Source organism: Bacillus sp. UNC322MFChir4.1, from assembly GCF_000746135.1.
Lineage (GTDB): Bacteria > Bacillota > Bacilli > Bacillales > Bacillaceae_G > Bacillus_A.
On record NZ_JQKQ01000016.1, the window covers coordinates 1 to 18,435 of the forward strand.

Genomic DNA, 18,435 nt, shown 5'->3' on the forward strand with positions numbered 1-18,435 from the left:
TATATTTACTATTATAATTATCAACGATTTCAATCTAAACTCAATCAGCGTGCGCCGATTGAGTTTAGACACGCGCTAGCTGCATAGTTTTTTTATATTGTCTACTTGACAGGGATAAGACCAGTTACGGTCTTTTTACTAAACATTCAAGTCTCTTTTTTTATAATAAACATAGGTTACGATCAAAAGTGATAGAATCAATACTAGTGAAATTACTACAAAAATCACATCTAAACCACCGCCATACATGACATTTTTCGCTTCGAAATATTTAAAGGGTGTAAAATATCTTAAGCCTTTAATGTTCTCATTTAAGTCGATAATGATTGATAACATATACATAAGTAATAGGATTCCAGTAGATACTGATGCAGCCGTTTTTGGTTTCTTTTTTACAGCAGCGAGTGCGCTGCCAATAACCATGAACAAGACCTGCAAAATAAACATTGCCGCCATTAAGATGGCGATTTCACTATTAACCTCTTCACCATTGCTATATTTCCCTAAAAGGACAATGGAAGAAACGAATGTTACGAGATTAAAGATCACGATATTTGTGAATGCTGCCATTAACTTTGCTGTAATAACTTTACTTCTAGATACTGGTTTTACGAATAAAAACTCAGATGTTTTATCCCGTTCTTCTTTGGCAATTATGGTTGCTCCGATCATTACCGCATGAATAGTTGCCATTAATAATAAATAGAGAAAAAGCATACCATAGTAACCGCTGGCCTTCGTTAAGTCTAAATCACTAAAACCTAATACAGCCCGCAGCGACTTTGGAATATCTGCCATCAAATCATTTATCGATTGGCCCGATGACGAATACGCTTCATATTTAGTCATTCCTGATGCCACCATTAGGAAGACACCGATGCTCCAAAATATGAGCGATTTCCGATGAGATTTCAATTCTTTTATAAATATATTCATGACCGAACCCCTCCATTTAGCTTTCCGTAAGTAAAGCTATCATTCTTAAACAGAATGGATATCCTTCTTGATATAGACAACATAACTAGTCGCAATGGCAAGAATAATAATAACTGCACCAACAATTAAAAATGTTGCTTCATAGCTAGAATGTTTAATGATATAGGAAGTGTCGAAATATTTAAACGGTGAAAAATAACGTTTTACTTCATCACTATCACTGAACATTCCCACAAAATAAAAAGCAAAGACAGTAGCAAGCGAGACGGTCAACACAGATTTGATTTTTTGGACCATAACGGAAATGATAATTCCTAAAGAAAGGAATATTAGCTGCGTGAAAAAAATTGTAAGCGAAAGCAAAAAGAAAATTTTCAAGCTAAAATCATCAGTCTTAACTTGTAATGCTATAAAGCTAGCTGCAGCGAAATAAACGATATTCGTCATGACAATCGAAACTAGCGCTGCCAATAACTTTGCTGTCAAAATTTTAGTACGAGTAACAGGCTTCGTTAGCAAAAAATCCGCTGTTTTTTCACGTACTTCCTTGTTAACAATGGAAATACCGAGATTCATGGCCTGGATTGCTGCGCAAAGAGTAATAAATGATAATGGGAAGCTATAGAACCCTAGAATCGTAAAGAAATTTTCTTGATTAAACCCAAGTGCATTTCTTATCGCCTCTGGATAATTTTCTAATATTTTCATGAAATCCTCTGCATCCTTAGCAAATGAAGAGTACATCGACATATAAATAGCGATGATCACAATTAACGATAGCGACCATATAATCGTAGATTTTCGATAAGCCTTCAATTCATGCATAAAGATATTCATCGTTTCTTAAGCCTCCTTTTCGTAATAATGTATAAAGATCTCCTCAAGGTCCGGTTCTTCGATCCACAGATTCGCAATTTCAATTTCAGCGATTTTTTTCATCACCGTATTGATATTTCCTTTAAATATAAAGCTGGTTACGTTATTGTTAACTTCTAATTTATTGACCCCGTCGATTTGGAAGTAATTCTTGTCTAGAGCTGATTTCGTCTCAATTTTAAATTTTTTATAGTTATTTTCTTGTAACGTGCTAATCTTTTCTACCGTTACGATTTTACCTTCTTTAATAATGGCAACACGATTACATAATCTTTGAACCTCACTGAGGATGTGCGACGAAAATAAAATCGTAGCACCTTTTTTATTCTCTTCCTCTAATAGTTCAAAGAATTTTTGCTGCATTAATGGATCGAGCCCGCTCGTCGGTTCATCTAAAATAATAAGTTTAGGTTCATGGAGTAGCCCTTGAACAATCCCAACCTTCTTTTTGTTTCCTAAAGAAAGGTCATCAATTTTTTTATTTAAATCCAAATCCATAATTTCTGCTAACTCTTTGATTCTCTTACTGCAATCCTTTTTATAAAAGCTGGCTGAGTATTTTAAAAGGTCCTTTACTTTCATATTGTCATAATAAAAAATTTCTGATGGTAAATAGCCAATTTCCTTTTTTATTTCTGGAGCAAATTGAATACAGTCTTTCCCAAAAATTGTGGCGCTGCCACTTGTGGGGTAAATAATCGATAATAATGTACGAATCGTTGTTGACTTCCCGGCACCATTAGGCCCAATAAAACCGAAAATTTCACCTTGTTCAACATTAAAACTAATATCGGATATTCCTCTTACCTTGCCATAAGTTTTAGTTAGATTTTTAATTTCTATTACGTTCATTTTTAATACCTCCTTACTCATATAAAGAAATTCTTAGTATTTCTAAGTATTCTTCCATTTCGGCCATTGTCCCCTCGATATCGATTTGATCCAAGGATAGTGACAATGCTTTTTCTTGCACTTGATAGGCGAACCCTTCTATTGTCCAATTAATAATGTTGATCGCCTTTTTTATATCAATTCCTTTTTTAAATTTAGAAAAGTCAATATCAGAAAATAATTGATTATAGGATCGTTCGAGTATTTCTTTCGCCTTGCAGTTTATATCAATTTTTATTGCGGAGGAAGAATCTGTATAAGCCGACTTAGCAAAGTTCAACATTTCTGGATAAATTTTATATATTTCGATTTTCAGCAATGAGATTTGTCGATAGCGGGCAAAAATGTCTTTTTCATCCCAATTTATCTTTTCTGTTATTTTTTTCAGTAGAGTATCGATCATATGTTCATATAAGAATATATATAATTGTTTTTTATTTTGAAAATAATGGAATAATAAACCCTTTGATATCCCCGCTTCTTTAACGATTTCATTAGTCGACGCCTTATCATATCCTTTCTGGGCAAATTCCTTCATCGCTGCATTTATTATGCGGTCTTGTTTGTCCTGATCCAGGTTCAAAAATTTTGAATACATTGGAGAAACCCTCTTTTCTTTCATTCTAAAAATTGCAATTGACCACATCAGTCAATCACATTGTACCCCTATTGACCACAGCGGTCAATAGTGTTCAAGTTGTATTTTTACAAAAAAATGAATTTTTCGAATTTGTAGTTTTAAAATAGTATTTAATCAAATTTATACTCATAACCTTAATGAATGAACAAAAAAAGAGCGTGTTTAAAAAAACTGCTTCACACACACTCTTAGTATTTTTAATTTCATTCTTCTTTTATAAAAAGTTTAATCATATTAAGCATTATTGCCGGTACAAATTAACCTTTCTAATACTTGTGCTACTCCGTCTTCATCATTGGACTTTGTAACGAAATATGCAATTTCTTTTAGTTCAGGTATTGCATTTTCCATAGCGATTGGGAAACCGCAGGCGTGGAAAAGATCTAAATCGTTCCAATCATCACCAAATGCCATTATGTTGTTTATATTTAACTGAATTTGAACACAAAGATCCATTATAGCTTGTTTTTTAGAAACACCTTTGGCCATAATTTGAATTAAAGTTCCCGAATCAGTACATACAGTGTTTACTTTATGTTCAAATTGCTTTTGTAATTTTTCGTAATATGGATATTGTGTGATTAATAATTTCGAAGCTTTAATTTCTTTCAATTCATCTAACGAAACTACAATTGGATTTACAATTGCATTCATAGCTTTACTATAATCTAGCGTCTTGTTGCTATACCATGTATCTTCAGATTCGATAGAAAGACAAGCACCTGAATGATGAGTAATTACATATTCAATAATTTCATTTTTGATAGCTGATTCAACTGGATAATGTTGTCTGTACTCTGATGTATAATCAATGATTAAAGCGCCGTTGTAATACACAATCGGTCCCATTTCTTGAAGTTCCCAAGGAAGAAAGTCTTTTACTGAACGCGGGGGTCTTGCAGTCGCGAAAATAACAGTTATTCCTTGTCTATAACATTCGAGGATAGCTTGTAAGTTTCTATTAGAAATTTCTTTTTGTGAATTTAGTAGTGTACCATCTAAGTCTAAAACAATTCCTTTAACATTCGATATAAGGTCCATGTGAGCATCTCCTTGTTTGAAAATATCTTTTTCATATTCTATATATAGTTCGGAAATCCTCTTTGTTTAAACTTAATCATAAAAACAAACAAAAACTTGACAAAAAATTTTATTTATGTTATGATTATTATTTTATTTGTTGATCAGAATCGTAAGGCGTGGTAAATTATCATATGTAGTAGTTAACTACTATACAAACACATTTCCTAAGGAGGCTTAATCAATGAAGATTTCAAATGGAGTTGCTGCACTTGAATTAAACATACAAGGTTTCGTCTTACATCCTACACTTATCTGGAATGATGAAGAAGCTGTTTTGATTGATACCGGTATGCCTGGTCAGTTAGAACATATACGTACTGCAATGAATAATCTAGGAGTTCCTTTTGAAAAATTAAAGGCAGTCATTGTAACACATCAAGATATAGACCATATCGGAAGCCTTCCAGAAATACTACAAGCATCCTCTAAGCAAATTGATGTGTATGCACACGAGCTTGATAAACCATATATCGAGGGAAAATTCCCACTTATAAAAACAGACCCTGAGCGTATGGATAAAGAAGCATGGGCATCTCTTCCGAAAGAAATGCAATTGTTATATACGAACCCTCCTAAATGTAATGTAAATCAGATTTTAGAAGATGGACAAGAACTTCCGTATTGCGGAGGCATTCAAGTGATTCATACACCAGGACATACTCCGGGACATGTTAGCCTGTATGTAAAGAAAAGCAAAACTCTTGTTGCTGGTGATGCGATGATATGTACAGACGGTTCTTTACAAGGACCTGTTCAGAGAACAACGTTAGACATGAATACAGCCCTTGCTTCTCTGCAAAAATATTTAAATTTTGATATCGAATCGGTCATTTGTTATCACGGAGGCGTATGTATGAATACTCCAAAAGAACAAATTCATAATCTTGTAGAGCAAGTTGAGATATAAAACTCGATAATTAAGTATAAGATGTGTGACTTATTATACTTAAAAAATTAGTAAAATAAATGTTTTATATAGCGAACGCCTCTTTAAGATTCAACTAAAGAGGCGTTCGCTTTTCATTTAAACTTCCTTTTCTTTTGCTACGATTCATAATCCTGTTACACCACAAAACATAAAGACCGTTTAGGAACAGTTATATCAGATCTTGTACTACAAATCCTGTCATGCCTCCATGGGCCTTTATCACTAATCCTTGTGTATCTTATGGAATATCGAAAATTCATTACTGCATTTTCTGTAAGTTATTTTGCACTTTATGGCACGATTGTTCCTTCTCCCTCTAACATCGAATTTTGAGAATCTCTTAGCGTATAAAAACATTAAAATGTGTGTGCTATTCCTGATAATCCTCAAATTCTTTATCATCTACTACGTAAGGGTGAGGATCCTCACGGATAAATCGTACCGCATTTAAACCAATCATCTGAGCAGCGATGGAAGTGTTTCCATCTGGTAAAATAGGCGAAACGGAAAGATCAGCAACTTTAAGATTTTTTGTACCAAAGACGTTGAGGAATCCATCTACTACTCCTTCTTGAATCGTCCTTCCCATCTTACATTGCCCTCCAAAATGAAAGAAGTTCGAATAAGACGCCCTAACATAATTCTCAAGTTGCTTTCGTGTGCCTGTCTTGAAGATATTTTCCGGAGGGTATATAACCTCACCTATGCCGTTATTAAGAGTTCGAGCATGCTGAATAATATTGTAAGTATTGATATATTGATCTACAAGAAAATCTAGATCATCACGATTTTGCAACGGATTGAAAGTAAGCGATGGAGGAGCTTCAAGATTGCTATGTGCTGCCATAATCGTACCCTTACTTTTCGGGTTAAGATCTAAAATGCCGAAACTCATGATATTGGTATCACTGGATCCATCAAAATTCCAACCATTACTGATCACCTCTTGAATAGGAAGAAATAAAGGTACGGGGGCCCCTAACATTTGGAGACGACGACCCTCCAGACTCGCTGAATTCTCTGCTTTAAAAGCACCTAGGGCAATAGGCTGGTCAGGATCAGCCGATAATATCGATACAAGTTGAGATGTCTCCACTCTAACTCCCAGTCCAACATAAGCATGAGTTTGTAGATTGTAACCCACATTTGGACTCTCTATTAATGTTGATATACCTGCTTTAGCCAAATCGCACGATCTGCCGATTCCTGAACGTTGTAGAATGACTGAGGAAGAAAATCCTGCAGAGACGATAACGCCTTTTCTTGCAAACCTTCTTTGTGAAATACCGTTCTTGACAAATTCAACACCAACCGCAATGTTCAGTCCCTGAATTTCTTTAAATAAGATTTTATTAACAGTTGTTTCAGCTAAAATAACCAACTTTCTTCCATCAACTCCAAACCCATCTGGACGAAACGGGTCTCCTTGACTAACAATATTGTCATTTAAATATCCTGTTGCTGTCGATGAACGAACAAATTGACTATTTTTTTCCTGTTGGGTATATTGTGATTTGTAAAATGTACAATCTCTTACACCTGTATTATAGTCCTCAACAATGTCGATACCCAAAACCTTTGCGGTTGCGTTAGTCAAGGTTTCTATCAGCCCATGAGGAGGAATAAGTTGCTGTCTAACAAAAATAGGACCTTCCGTTCCCCTCTCGTTAGAGCATTGTGTTCCCCCTATATAGGTCTCATTTTTCATAAATAAGGAACGAATCTTGTCGTAACTCCATTGATCACCAACAAGTTCTCCCCATTTATCATAAAGTTCTTTACTCCCGCGCACTGCATACATGTTATTAATATTTGAGCTTCCCCCAATTCCTCGACCATTTTGTGAAAAAAGCGGGCGTTCAATGATCTTCTCTAGATTAGAAGTAACATTAAATGTAAACTTATTATCGCTGGCCAAATGAATTGCATCTGTAATGGAAGCACTGCTTAGCTCATTCGTCATATTTGCTCCTGCATCAAGCACTAATACAGAAGTACTTTTGTCATCCGTTAATTCTTTGGCGATTACTCCTCCGGCAGTTCCGGCACCAATCACGATATAATCAAATCCGGTCTGCTCGGTTGGTTGTATAGGTTCTGGAATAGGTTCTGGAATGAGTTCTGGAATGAGTTCTGGAATGAGTTCTGGAATCTGAATAGGAAATGCCACAGGAATAAAGAAGCCTCTATTTTTTAATGGCATGAATAATCAAGCTCCTTTTTTGTATTTAGTATATTAAATGTAAAAAGAGCATGTTTTCTTGTGCTATTGTCTTTATTTATCCAAAAATATAAGTTCTATACATTTTCAGTTAACATAATATATCATTATTAAAATTATTTACTTTCAAAAATCCTTTTGTATCAAGGATTTTTCTGATTCTCGGACATTCTGAAATATGCAGGATTTTATATATCGCTGCAGTGGCGCGGCTTTCAGTGTTCAGGTTGTGTGTCGGATATGCTGAAAAATTATATAAAAAAACGCTGATGATAAAAAATCAGCGTTTTTTTATGTATCCTTTATACATGTAAAATCAACATAATGCGCGTTATTGAAATTGAACTACCCCCACCTACCGTTGCACGCTTGAGGTAGGGGTCTTCTCGCCAGATATGATAAATCTTATTTAAATTTCAATACAGGATTCCGAACAATCTTTTTGTTTATTTTTTATATCTCTTTAACGCAATTTCCTGTTATTGAAACCAACGATAAAACTTCCATATAAAAAGTAGGAAAACCATGTATCCAAAAAAGGAATAAGAATGTTGCCAAGCTTCACTATGAGTAAACCATCCTAGCCGTTCCGCAAATCGTTCAGAAATACTCATACAAAGGCCAATCAAAATGATAAATACGATTTTTGAATATGTAGGTAACATTTTCATGATCCACACAAAAAGAGCAGTAGAAGTAGGTAATATGAATAACGTAAATGCGATATTAATTGTAAATATATGCGGGAAGGGTCTCACTGGAAAGGCATACATTTGTTTATGGACAAATAGTAAGTCTAAATATGTTCCGATTAAACAAGAGACAATGATCGTGGCTACAATAGCTTTCAGGTTATTCCTCCCCTGCTTCTTCTCGGAGCAAGACATTTTTTTTGACCAAGATGGCAAGCTCAATTTTTTCAAGCGTTTTGCAGTATTCGTTATAAATCTTTCCATCTGTACTTTCTCCCTTATCGATTAAATAATCCATAATGCGCCAGTCTTCAAACCAGTCTTCACTTTCCGCTTCTTCATGATTAAGGTCTTTCCATGCATATATTAATCGTGGGCTATATAAGCGATTCGCACCTTTTCTTAATTGGCAGTTTTTTATTCGGCGCTCATAAAAGGCACGAGAGAATGATTCGTTTACATCATAAAACAAATGCGGCCAGTAGTCTTTTCTTGAGCCAGTATGTGGATGATCATGAGTCCAGTTTATTACCCTTTGTAAGATGTTCTCGCGGCGAAATAATAGTGAGTATAATCGTTTTCCAAGTAGAATTCGTTCATGGAGAGAGGTAAAATGTTTCATCGTATCACCGAATAGTAGTGTTTTTTGTTTAGTCTCATCTTTATAAAATGGAAAGAGGATATGATTAAAGCGGAAAAAATCGTAAAGTTTGAATACAATACTATTCAGTACAGTCTTTTTAAAATGTTCATTTTGAATAACCCTTTTTTCTAAATAGCTTTGTTCATTAATAACGGTGGCAATGGCTAATGTATAGCGGTCACCTGTTCTCCAAAAATAGTTCCATATCGTTTCCATAAACGTTGATACATGAAAAAAGGGTAGAAGATAGAATAAATTTTTTGATCTTTTTACACTTTGTTCGTACAACAAAAATTGCGGATATACATCCTGGAAGATTAACCAGTTACCTCGTTCTAAAAAAGAAAAGAAGGTGAGTTGATCTTTCTCTGACAATAGTCTAGTATATAACTCCCCTTTTAAATCGGTCATATTCCAACCGCCATTACGCGATACCATATGTCCAAGCAATGCCCATTGTATTTCTGGGCATCGAAGGTAAAAACGATAATAAGCGTGCGTTCGCGTCACGTTATTTTTGTTGTGCCCACTTGTTTGTTCTTTAATTTTATGAATTAGCATTGTTTCTTCTTCTGTTAACTTCCATGTTTTAACGGGAAGCTGTTTGTTTTCGCATTTTTTCTTTAATTCATTTTTTACATCTAAAAGAGAATGCGTAATTATTTTGGAAAGGTCGTTCCCTTTCTTTTTCCGATCATTTTGGTGCATTCCTCTTCCTCCCGTTAACATGAATGTTCTTGTATCATTTTATTACAAACGTGGAGAATAAATGATGATTGTTTCTTATTATTATCGCTATTAAGTTAATGGAATAAAATGTAATTCACGCCCTGAGGATAAGATTATTTTGGGGTTTGCTGTTTGTTTCATGTAGCTTTGAAATAAAGTTTGATAAAAAACACCCTCTTCGGTAGTATATCTGTAAGAGGGCATTTTTTACTTTTCTGAATTTTCTTAGGTGTTATATTTTATAAATCCAAAGTTAGGTATGTGAAGAATATGCAAAAGAAAATCCGGATGTGAAAGGAGTGGCGAAAGAAAATTTATTTATTTAAGTGATACGATTACCAGGAGACAATATATAGTTGCAGAGGTTTATTCAGCGAATGGAAAAAGAGTCAATATTATAAAGTGAAACTTTAATCAGTGGGGGGTTCTTCATCCCCCACTGATTATTAGTTGAACCAATTGGGCTTTTACGGACAGTTATCCTCCACCTATCTTCTTCGCTTCTCTCTCAATCTTGAGGTGGGGGTCTTACTGTCCGTTAATGCGGGATAAAGGTTGAAAGAGAGAATCTTTAGATATGTAAGGGCAGATAAAAAGATATTCCACCAACTAAAGGGGTGAAGGTATGGCTAAAAAAACACATATTTTAGTAGTTGAAGATGACAATGAGATTAATCAATTACTATGCAATATTATTAGGAAAAATGGATATTCCCCCCAACCTGTTTTCTCCGGAACTGAAGCAGTTATTTATATTGAAAAACAAGATTGGCAATTAATACTCTTGGATTTAATGCTCCCAGGTATGGATGGGGAAAGGATATTAGAAAAAATAAGTGATACAAAGCAAACACCTGTAATTATTATTTCAGCTAAAGGAGAGCTACAAACAAAAATATCAGCTTTACGAGGGGGAGCCGACGATTTTATCACTAAGCCTTTTGATATTGAAGAGGTTTCTGCAAGAATTGACTCACACTTACGAAGATACAATCGTTTAAAAGAACCTATGTTCACTAACCGTTTACAATATAAAGATATTTATTTAGACATGGATACGAAGACTGTATATGTTAATCATTCATTACTCTCTTTAACAGCTAAAGAATATGCCATTTTAGAACTCCTCATGTCCTATCCTAAAAAGGTCTTTACAAAAATGAACCTATTTGAAAATGTATGGGGAGAGGAATTTTTAGGGGATGACAATGCGATTAATGTTCATTTGAGTCATTTAAGAAAGAAACTACTGGAGGCTAATCCAGATGGAGAATATATTGAAACGATTTGGGGGATGGGATATCGATTGAAATAAAGTTGGATTTTCACTTAAACATACATCTGTCTTTGTCATAAAAAACTTAAGTCTTTCTTAAGGGATTTCTTTATTATTTCTTATGTGTTCCTCCCTATACTAGAATTATCCTATAAGAAAGGCTACTAGAATTATCCTATAAGAAAGGCGGTACATTACGCTATGAATGAGTTTGTGTTAAAGACTCGTAATCTTTCTAAAAAATATCAGGGGGATTTTGCCATTAAAGATGTCAATCTTACCGTTAGAAAAGGTGAAATTTATGGATTTATTGGACAAAATGGCGCCGGTAAATCAACATTCCTTCGTTTAGCAACGGGGCTTTCCTTTCCCACAAATGGAACAGTAGAATTATTTGGGATCAGTGATCAGAAAGAAATGACGAAAGCGCTAAAACGTGTAGGAGCCATCATTGAATCTCCTGCCCTCTATCCACAAATGACTGCGTTTCAAAATTTAGAGGTACACCGCTTGCAAAAGGGCATTCCTGGAAAAGAGTGTATAAAGAAGACACTGGAATTGGTTGGCCTCCAACATACTGGAAAGAAAAAGACTAAAAACTTTTCCTTAGGTATGAAACAACGACTAGGTTTAGCTATAGCCTTACTTGGTGAGCCAGAGTTTTTAATTTTAGATGAACCAACCAATGGATTAGATCCAACTGGTATTATTGAACTTAGGGAACTTCTAAAAAGACTAAATAAAGAAAAAGGACTAACCATTTTAATTTCTAGTCACATTTTGAATGAGCTCCATCAATTAGCTACTCATTATGGCATTATTCACAAAGGGAAATTGTTAGAACAACTATCATCCAGGGAAATGATCGACAAGTGTAGAAAATATATTCATATTAAGGTTGATAGCCCCCAGCAAGCTGCCGTAATCATTGAATCAAAGCTTGAAACAACAAATTTTGAAGTCATGCCAGATGATACAATTAAGTTGTATGAACATATAGATACTTCAGCAAAAGTATCTAAAGTTTTATCAATGAACGGCCTTACCATTGAACAATTTGCTCTAATGGGTGACACATTAGAAAATTACTTTACAAAGTTAATTGGTGGTGAGGATCGTGAATAATTTAATCCAAGCAGAGTTGTTTAAACTAAGAAGAAATAAGGTATTTTGGACACTAATTGTTTTACTCTCTATAGGAGGGATCGGCTATACAACCTTATTGTATTTGGCCTCAAAAGGAATCATCTACCTTATCATTGGCAAGGGGCTTTTTATAGGTGGACCAGATAAGGGGCCCGCACTTAAAACTTCTGGATCAGAAATATTAATGATAACACTGTTTCAGAATCCGTTCTCTCTAACACTAATTATGAGTACGTTGGCGGGTTTTTTCATCTCTAATGATTATGCAACAGGAGTAATGAAGAACACTGCTTTAAGTGGAAATAACAGGATGCAAATATTTATTGCAAAATTCATTACCTATGCCTTGGGTATCACTATTATTTGCTGCATTTGGCCAACTATTGCTACAGTAGGTTCTACTATACTATTTGGTTTTTGGAAAGTATCCGACCATTCTATATTCATTTATATCATGAAAACGGTTTGTTTATATCTTTTACAACTCATTGCATTTTCTTCCATTATCTTGTTTGTTGCAATTGTAGTGGAAGAGAGCGGTAAAGCTATTATTATTTCAATAGGGGTTATATTATTTGTTTATTTTGGTAGTTTACTTTTAGGACAATCTTTTTCCATTGTAAGCAAATTATATCAATATACAGTATTCTACCAACTGTATGAAATAGGAAATTCAAGCATTAATATAATGAAATCTATCCTAACTGCAATCGGTACGGCTCTCGTATTTTTTCTTTTAGGAAGTATAGCCTTCAAAAAGAAAGAAATAAAGTGAAATTTCCATCAGTGGGGGGCTTACTGCACGTTAATGCGGGATAAAATAATTAAGGTAGTAGGTGAGGAAAATTGCTTTTCATAATGCTTTTTATAACGATTCTATCTATCATACTGGCAGTAATTTTTCTCACACGTTTATTTTTAATAAAAAAAGAGTTACGGAGTATGACAAGTACACTTAAAAACTATGCTAATCAAAGAAGCAACCATAAATTAGATATACAACTAATAGATAAGAATATTGAAGAACTTGCTTTTGAAATCAATCATTTAATTGAACATATAGCACAAGCAAACATTGATAAAGCACGTACCGAAAATGAATTAAAACAAGCTATCTCTAACATATCCCATGATTTAAGAACGCCACTTACGTCCATTATAGGGTATATTCAATTTTTAGAATTGCGTGGAATTACCACGGAAGAAAGAGAACATTATTTAGCTATTGTAAAAAATAAAACGAAACGTTTACAAACTTTAATAAATGATTTTTTCGAACTGTCTTTCATAGATTCTAATGATTATCACTTAAGCCCTCAATTAGTAAAAATGAACCATTTAACATGGGAGCTCTTAGTTGGTTTTTATGATCAATTTAACAAGAAGAAAATGGAACCAACGATTTGTATACAGCGCGAGGAAATACAAATAATGGCTGATGAATCGGCAATTAAACGTGTCATGGAAAATCTTATTAACAATGCACTTAATCATGCTAGTGGAAATATATCAATCACCCTAAAAAGGGAAACTTCATCAGTCATATTCATGATTAGTAATGACGTTGCAAATGTAAGTCAACAAGACATACCTTTGCTTTTTGACCGATTTTATACGATCAACCATCACCGATCTGAAAAAGGGACTGGATTAGGTTTATCTATTGCGAAAACTCTGATGCTAAAAATGAATGGGTCTCTTCATGCAGAATTAAAAGAAGGGCGACTTCATATGATATGTAGGTGGAAAGTTCAAGATTAAACGGTAATTTATAAAGTGAAACTTTATATTGTTGTTATTTAATGTAAAAAAAGATCTTCATTAACGAAGATCTTTTACTTGTTTTGCCGAGGTATTATAAATTTGTTTATATCATTTATAATCTTCTTGAAGAACACTATATATTTCTAAATCAACAATTCCCTTCCCAGACCATAAAGTAGCTTGTCTTAATACTCCTTCTTTTGTGAATCCGTTCTTTAAAAGTACCTTCTTTGATATGTCATTTGCTAGCATAACCTCAGCTTGTATTCTATTTATATGGACATCCTCGAATAAAAACTTTACAACTGCATGAACTGCTTCAGATGCAATCCCTTTCCCCCAGTATTCTTCCGCTAAAAAGTATCCGATTGTGACCATATTTACCTTTCGATTAAAATCCATCGCTTCAATAATTCCAACTAATGTATCACTATTATTCTTTTGAAAAATCCCCCACTTAATTCTACTTTGTTTGTTATAGTCTCTCTCAAAGTGTTGAATCATTTTACTTACCGTCTTCAAATTATGTTTCGGGATAATTCCACAGTATTCAAATACTTTATCGTTACTATAGATTGCATATACGTCCTGTAAATGAACATCTTCAATCTTCTTTAATACTAAATTCGTAGATTCCAAAATCGGAAATTCTTCAAAAGCTATTTCAAGATCCATGTTACTCCCCTTCTTTATAAGTATTAAACTTTACTTTTGAAATATTTGATCGCTTGGATAAGTAGATGGTAAAGAATTTATATAATCCCAACTTATAATCGTCGCACTATCTCTTCCATGCTGCTGATGTACATGCTGTAATACTTTTTCGATACAATTAGCTAGTTGTATGTTCTCTTTATCTGCATAGAGATCTGTATATAAATTGAATGGTTTTTCGTAATATTGTTCCCCGCATTCTAATAGACCATCTGTTACCATTACAATACGATTATGCCCTGTTCGCAACTCTCGAACTCCAGATGAATAACAAGGAACTGGTAATGAAAATGTATTGATAAAGCCAATCCATTCATAGAAGTTTCGTTGATTCAAAGTGTACTGACCTAATTTATGTAATTCATCATGCAGAAGATATACTAAACAGTCACCAACGGATAACCACCAGAGGTAATTTGCTTTTCGTACACAAATTAAACATGCCGTCTCTCCTTTTATCCGCTGACAAGATTGTTGAAATGATTCAGATGAAAAAATAGATAATATATGTCTTTCCACAGATTTAAATACCGTTTCTATCGGTTCATCTAACAAGTCTTTTAAATTAAAAAACTCATTTTGCATCGTTTTTACTAGTAGTGCTGTACTTTCCGCGCTATAATGAGCATCTAAAATCATAGCGAGTTCCCAGTCGTTATGTGCCCATACTAATGCTCCGTCTTCGTTTTTTTTAGCACCAGCGGTTTTGTTTCCGCCATATCTCCCGATGATTACATCGCCGCATTGACCAATTTTCACTTGATCGATACACATCTCTTCATTCCCTACCCATGAAAACTGCAGAACTTTATCCGTTATATTCATATTCATTCACCAAATACATTTTGATCCTTTCGCATAATTGTTCGATTTCTTTTTCTCTTCCTAGAGGCGCTCCTGGCCAAGTTGCAATTTTTGTTGGAGACCAAAATTCTTTCGGAGTGTTCGGATATCGCGGAATAATATGCATATGCATATGCGATACACCATTTCCAGATACAAATGCATAAATATGTTCCGCACCTTCGCATTCTTTTAAGGCACGGCTTACTCTGCTAACAATGAGCCCGAATGCTTGCGCTTCTTTATCACTCATTTCCGCTAAACCCGGTGTGTGTCTTTTCGTATCTATCATCAGATAGCCTAAATATGTTTCCTCTTCTTCCCAATAAACATGTCCAACATAGACAAAGTCATCTTCATAAATGGCATCGCCTGGTACGGATATCCTTCCTTCGTGTTTCTGACAAATAAAACAGTTTTGATCATGAGAAAACATACATGCACCTCCAATTTTTAAAATAGAAAAACGTATACATCTAAAGGTACTACTTGTTCATATGTTACACATTACCCTTTACAGTTGATTCTAAGGCTTCGTTTCTCATTTCTAGTATATATTCCTTTAACACATGGTCTCTCCCGCCATTTTTTTCGTACCAGTCTTCAATACGTTTAAGATGAGCCTCGTCACTTCTAACTTTGGATTCAATTGTTACATAATCCTCGTAACTGTCATATTCCCATATAGCGAAAATTTCTACGGTATCATCAGCATTATCCTTCATCCATCGACCTACTAGCCGTGAACCGTATTTCAGTTGATTCGGTAAATTGGTTTCATTAAAATGCGCGTTAAAAATCTCGACAAACTCACTTTTTACAATATAAAACTTGCGTCTATAAAACATAAAGTCCCCCTTGTCGATGATAATACATTGCCAATTTAAGATTTTAAGATTTCTACTAACCGCTCTAACGGCAAGGCATGTACTTTTCTCCCTTTTTGTCCAGTTATCGTTTCTGCCATACACATAGAATTAACAATTGCTTCTTGAACAGATTCAATCGCCGCTTCAAAAATAAAATCTAACTGTTCTGATGGAAACATATTGATAGGATAAGGTGTTTCATTATCGTAAGAATAGCAACTCCCCGTTGAAAAAGTCAGGAAGAAATCTCCGCTACCTTCTTCCCCGATACCACCTAATTTAGCCATTGCTAACGATGCTCTTTTTGATATTCTTTCGCATTGTGAAGGTAATAACGGTGCATCCGTTGCTACTGTAACGAGAAGAGAACCTGCATTTTCCGGGGTACTCCACGGTAATGGTACTTCCATTTCATTTAATATACTGCCAACAGGTTTATGATTCATAATAAAATCTTCTCTTCTACCAAAATTGGTTTGTACAAGAGCGCCAACTGTGTAAGTCCCAGATTCACATTCAATAATACGAGAAGAAGTACCGATACCACCTTTAAATTCAAAACAAATCATTCCTGTACCGCCGCCAACATTTCCTTCTTCGATTACGCCAGATTTAGCATGAAGGATTGCTTCTTCTAAATCTTCGTATGTCATGGATGTTTTTTCTAAATCACTTAACCATCCATCCCACGTCTCTGCTACTATTCCATTTGAGAAAGGTTCTAAATTTTCGATTCTTCTTGTAGCACGCGAAAGAAAATGATGTGCTAACCCAAGTAAATGGCTGCCAGTAAAAACAATCGGAGTTACTAAAGTACCTGTTTCATCAATCCAATGACTTCCTGTGAATTCACCCGTTCCATTAAAAGAATAAAATCCAGCTGAAAAATGCGATCCAGCAAGATTTCCATTGTTAGGTAGAATAACAGTAAGTCCGGAACAAACATCCTTATCTAAAATCGTTTTATGACCGACGATTACACCTTCTACATCTGTAATTGCATTACATGTTCCTGGTTTTAATTTTCCGATATGAATATCTAAATCTCTTAGTCTTTTTCTGTGCATTGTAGACCCCTTAAATAATATGTATTTTATATATTAGTAACGAAGAATATATAATATTTTCATTCTATTCCACTAATTAGGAAAATTCAATTGTTTATAGAGCAAAACTTCTAACGACGGAATTTTACTGCCTGTTAATACGTGATAAACCAAAAAAAGAGGTTATTGAGCGTTATATTCAACAACCTCTTTTTTGATATTAACTGATAATTCCATCTACAACAACATTGCTAGGATCATTTTATCCCCTTCACGATGATCAATAAATCTACATAGATTTTCCTTTCAAAATAAGTTCTGTTTTCAAACTATCCTTCGGTAACAACCAGCCTTGCTTTTGCAAAGCTTGAATAAATAATTCCCTTTGTTTCCTAGCTGTTTTTTCATTATCAACTTTAAAAGAGACCTCAACAATATAATCCTCTTCTTTATTTCCGGTATGATCTAGCGGCCAAACTTCTATATCTGTATTCAATTTATTATATTTCCCTTGATATCGATCAACTAACACAGGTCCAAAAATATGAGATTGATTCAATATATTTTCAGCCCAATTTTTATATAGCCAATTATTCATTTTGTCTGGAAGCTTATCAATTATCATTTTCCTTGCTTCCTTTTCCCCTGGTAACTGAAGCAGACCATACCCTTTTGCTTGACGACTTTTTTTATTAGAAATGCTTAATGTTTTCTTTTCAAATCCCCAATCAATTTGCGCTTCATAGTTATTAGATTTTTGGTCAAAGCCTTCCTTTTTTGCTAGTACTAATGCCTCTTGAATATCATCATTTTGAATTGGATATCTTTTCTTATATGTTAGTTCGAAGTCTTGTTCTGACTCTTTCTTCCGGATCCTTGCTGTCCACCCGGCATCATATAAATCTTTTTTATTCGTATCTAAAAATTGTACATTTATCTTTTCCGAACTTGAACTAGCTTGAAAATATTCTAGTACAGATTTGTTTAATTTTCCTTTATCGTTTATTACTTGTTCCGATTTTAATAGTAGCTTTACTTCAAAATTCGGCTCCATTACACTTGCTGCTCCTACTCCGTTTATGCCATATAAATATACAGAAAAGAAACTGATACAAATACAAATAAGTTTTTTCACAAA

At 34.3% G+C, this 18,435-nt stretch carries 19 protein-coding genes and 1 pseudogene; 6 read left to right on the forward strand and 14 right to left on the reverse strand.

What is annotated here, in order from left to right; translation table 11 throughout:
* Nucleotides 1–3 precede the first annotated feature (3 nt).
* Nucleotides 4–87: an IS3 family transposase gene (locus tag BR72_RS27630; protein WP_442852844.1), complete on the forward strand. Its 84-nt coding sequence runs from the start codon at nt 4–6 to the stop codon at nt 85–87.
* Between the two features lie 51 nt (nt 88–138).
* Here BR72_RS27630 and BR72_RS08880 read toward each other — a convergent pair whose 3' ends face one another.
* The 5 genes from BR72_RS08880 to BR72_RS08900 all read right to left on the reverse strand — a co-directional run bounded on the left by BR72_RS08880 (nt 139) and on the right by BR72_RS08900 (nt 4,384).
* On the reverse strand, nt 139–936 hold the full coding sequence (locus tag BR72_RS08880) for an ABC transporter permease subunit (RefSeq protein ID WP_035432120.1): 798 nt from the start codon (nt 934–936) through the stop codon (nt 139–141).
* A gap of 45 nt (nt 937–981) precedes the next feature.
* Nucleotides 982–1,773 (reverse strand): ABC transporter permease subunit, encoded by a 792-nt coding sequence (locus BR72_RS08885; RefSeq protein WP_035432122.1) that lies wholly within the window; start codon nt 1,771–1,773, stop codon nt 982–984.
* A 6-nt stretch (nt 1,774–1,779) separates the two neighbouring features.
* Nucleotides 1,780–2,664, reverse strand: a complete 885-nt coding sequence (locus BR72_RS08890; protein ID WP_035432123.1) for an ABC transporter ATP-binding protein — start codon at nt 2,662–2,664, stop codon at nt 1,780–1,782.
* Between the two features lie 13 nt (nt 2,665–2,677).
* Nucleotides 2,678–3,349, reverse strand: a complete 672-nt coding sequence (locus BR72_RS08895; protein WP_231559694.1) for a TetR/AcrR family transcriptional regulator — start codon at nt 3,347–3,349, stop codon at nt 2,678–2,680.
* A 228-nt stretch (nt 3,350–3,577) separates the two neighbouring features.
* On the reverse strand, nt 3,578–4,384 hold the full coding sequence (locus tag BR72_RS08900; RefSeq protein WP_035432127.1) for a Cof-type HAD-IIB family hydrolase: 807 nt from the start codon (nt 4,382–4,384) through the stop codon (nt 3,578–3,580).
* A gap of 223 nt (nt 4,385–4,607) precedes the next feature.
* On the opposite strand from BR72_RS08900, the gene BR72_RS08905 reads away from it, so the two are divergent.
* Complete coding sequence (locus BR72_RS08905; protein WP_035432129.1) at nt 4,608–5,333, forward strand: MBL fold metallo-hydrolase; 726 nt, start codon at nt 4,608–4,610, stop codon at nt 5,331–5,333.
* Nucleotides 5,334–5,724: 391 nt separating this feature from the next.
* Here BR72_RS08905 and BR72_RS08910 read toward each other — a convergent pair whose 3' ends face one another.
* The 3 genes from BR72_RS08910 to BR72_RS08915 form a co-directional block, all read right to left on the reverse strand.
* Nucleotides 5,725–7,557, reverse strand: coding sequence for a GMC family oxidoreductase (locus BR72_RS08910; RefSeq protein ID WP_081904835.1), 1,833 nt, complete (start codon nt 7,555–7,557; stop codon nt 5,725–5,727).
* 497 nt (nt 7,558–8,054) lie between these two features.
* Nucleotides 8,055–8,462, reverse strand: a complete 408-nt coding sequence (locus tag BR72_RS27030) for a CBO0543 family protein (RefSeq protein WP_081904836.1) — start codon at nt 8,460–8,462, stop codon at nt 8,055–8,057.
* Nucleotides 8,428–9,618, reverse strand: a complete 1,191-nt coding sequence (locus tag BR72_RS08915) for a DUF2515 domain-containing protein (protein WP_035432130.1) — start codon at nt 9,616–9,618, stop codon at nt 8,428–8,430. The genes BR72_RS27030 and BR72_RS08915 overlap by 35 nt, the downstream gene beginning before the upstream one ends.
* A 646-nt stretch (nt 9,619–10,264) precedes the next feature.
* On the opposite strand from BR72_RS08915, the gene BR72_RS08920 reads away from it, so the two are divergent.
* The 4 genes from BR72_RS08920 (at nt 10,265) to BR72_RS08935 (ending at nt 13,822) form a co-directional block, all read left to right on the forward strand.
* Nucleotides 10,265–10,954 carry a response regulator transcription factor gene (locus tag BR72_RS08920; RefSeq protein ID WP_035432132.1) on the forward strand — a complete coding sequence of 230 codons (690 nt, stop codon included), beginning with the start codon at nt 10,265–10,267 and terminating at the stop codon, nt 10,952–10,954.
* A gap of 162 nt (nt 10,955–11,116) precedes the next feature.
* Nucleotides 11,117–12,040 carry an ABC transporter ATP-binding protein gene (locus BR72_RS08925; protein WP_035432136.1) on the forward strand — a complete coding sequence of 308 codons (924 nt, stop codon included), beginning with the start codon at nt 11,117–11,119 and terminating at the stop codon, nt 12,038–12,040.
* Nucleotides 12,033–12,836, forward strand: a complete 804-nt coding sequence (locus BR72_RS08930) for an ABC transporter permease (protein ID WP_035432138.1) — start codon at nt 12,033–12,035, stop codon at nt 12,834–12,836. The genes BR72_RS08925 and BR72_RS08930 overlap by 8 nt, the downstream gene beginning before the upstream one ends.
* A gap of 167 nt (nt 12,837–13,003) precedes the next feature.
* Nucleotides 13,004–13,822 carry a sensor histidine kinase gene (locus BR72_RS08935; protein WP_231559695.1) on the forward strand — a complete coding sequence of 273 codons (819 nt, stop codon included), beginning with the start codon at nt 13,004–13,006 and terminating at the stop codon, nt 13,820–13,822.
* A gap of 111 nt (nt 13,823–13,933) precedes the next feature.
* Here BR72_RS08935 and BR72_RS08940 read toward each other — a convergent pair whose 3' ends face one another.
* From BR72_RS08940 to BR72_RS08965, 6 genes and pseudogenes are all read right to left on the reverse strand, one after another.
* Nucleotides 13,934–14,500 carry a GNAT family N-acetyltransferase gene (locus BR72_RS08940; RefSeq protein WP_035432140.1) on the reverse strand — a complete coding sequence of 189 codons (567 nt, stop codon included), beginning with the start codon at nt 14,498–14,500 and terminating at the stop codon, nt 13,934–13,936.
* A 30-nt stretch (nt 14,501–14,530) separates the two neighbouring features.
* Complete coding sequence (locus BR72_RS08945) at nt 14,531–15,370, reverse strand: PP2C family serine/threonine-protein phosphatase (RefSeq protein WP_035432142.1); 840 nt, start codon at nt 15,368–15,370, stop codon at nt 14,531–14,533.
* Entirely contained in the window at nt 15,348–15,818 is a 471-nt protein-coding gene (locus tag BR72_RS08950; protein WP_035432144.1) for an HIT family protein, read from the reverse strand. The genes BR72_RS08945 and BR72_RS08950 overlap by 23 nt, the downstream gene beginning before the upstream one ends.
* A 64-nt stretch (nt 15,819–15,882) precedes the next feature.
* Nucleotides 15,883–16,230: an NIPSNAP family protein gene (locus BR72_RS08955; RefSeq protein ID WP_035432146.1), complete on the reverse strand. Its 348-nt coding sequence runs from the start codon at nt 16,228–16,230 to the stop codon at nt 15,883–15,885.
* Nucleotides 16,231–16,265: 35 nt separating this feature from the next.
* Entirely contained in the window at nt 16,266–17,318 is a 1,053-nt protein-coding gene (locus BR72_RS08960; protein ID WP_035432148.1) for a P1 family peptidase, read from the reverse strand.
* Nucleotides 17,319–17,586: 268 nt separating this feature from the next.
* Nucleotides 17,587–18,428, reverse strand: a pseudogene (locus BR72_RS08965) (hypothetical protein); the annotation flags it as partial.
* Between the last annotated feature and the right edge of the window lie 7 nt (nt 18,429–18,435).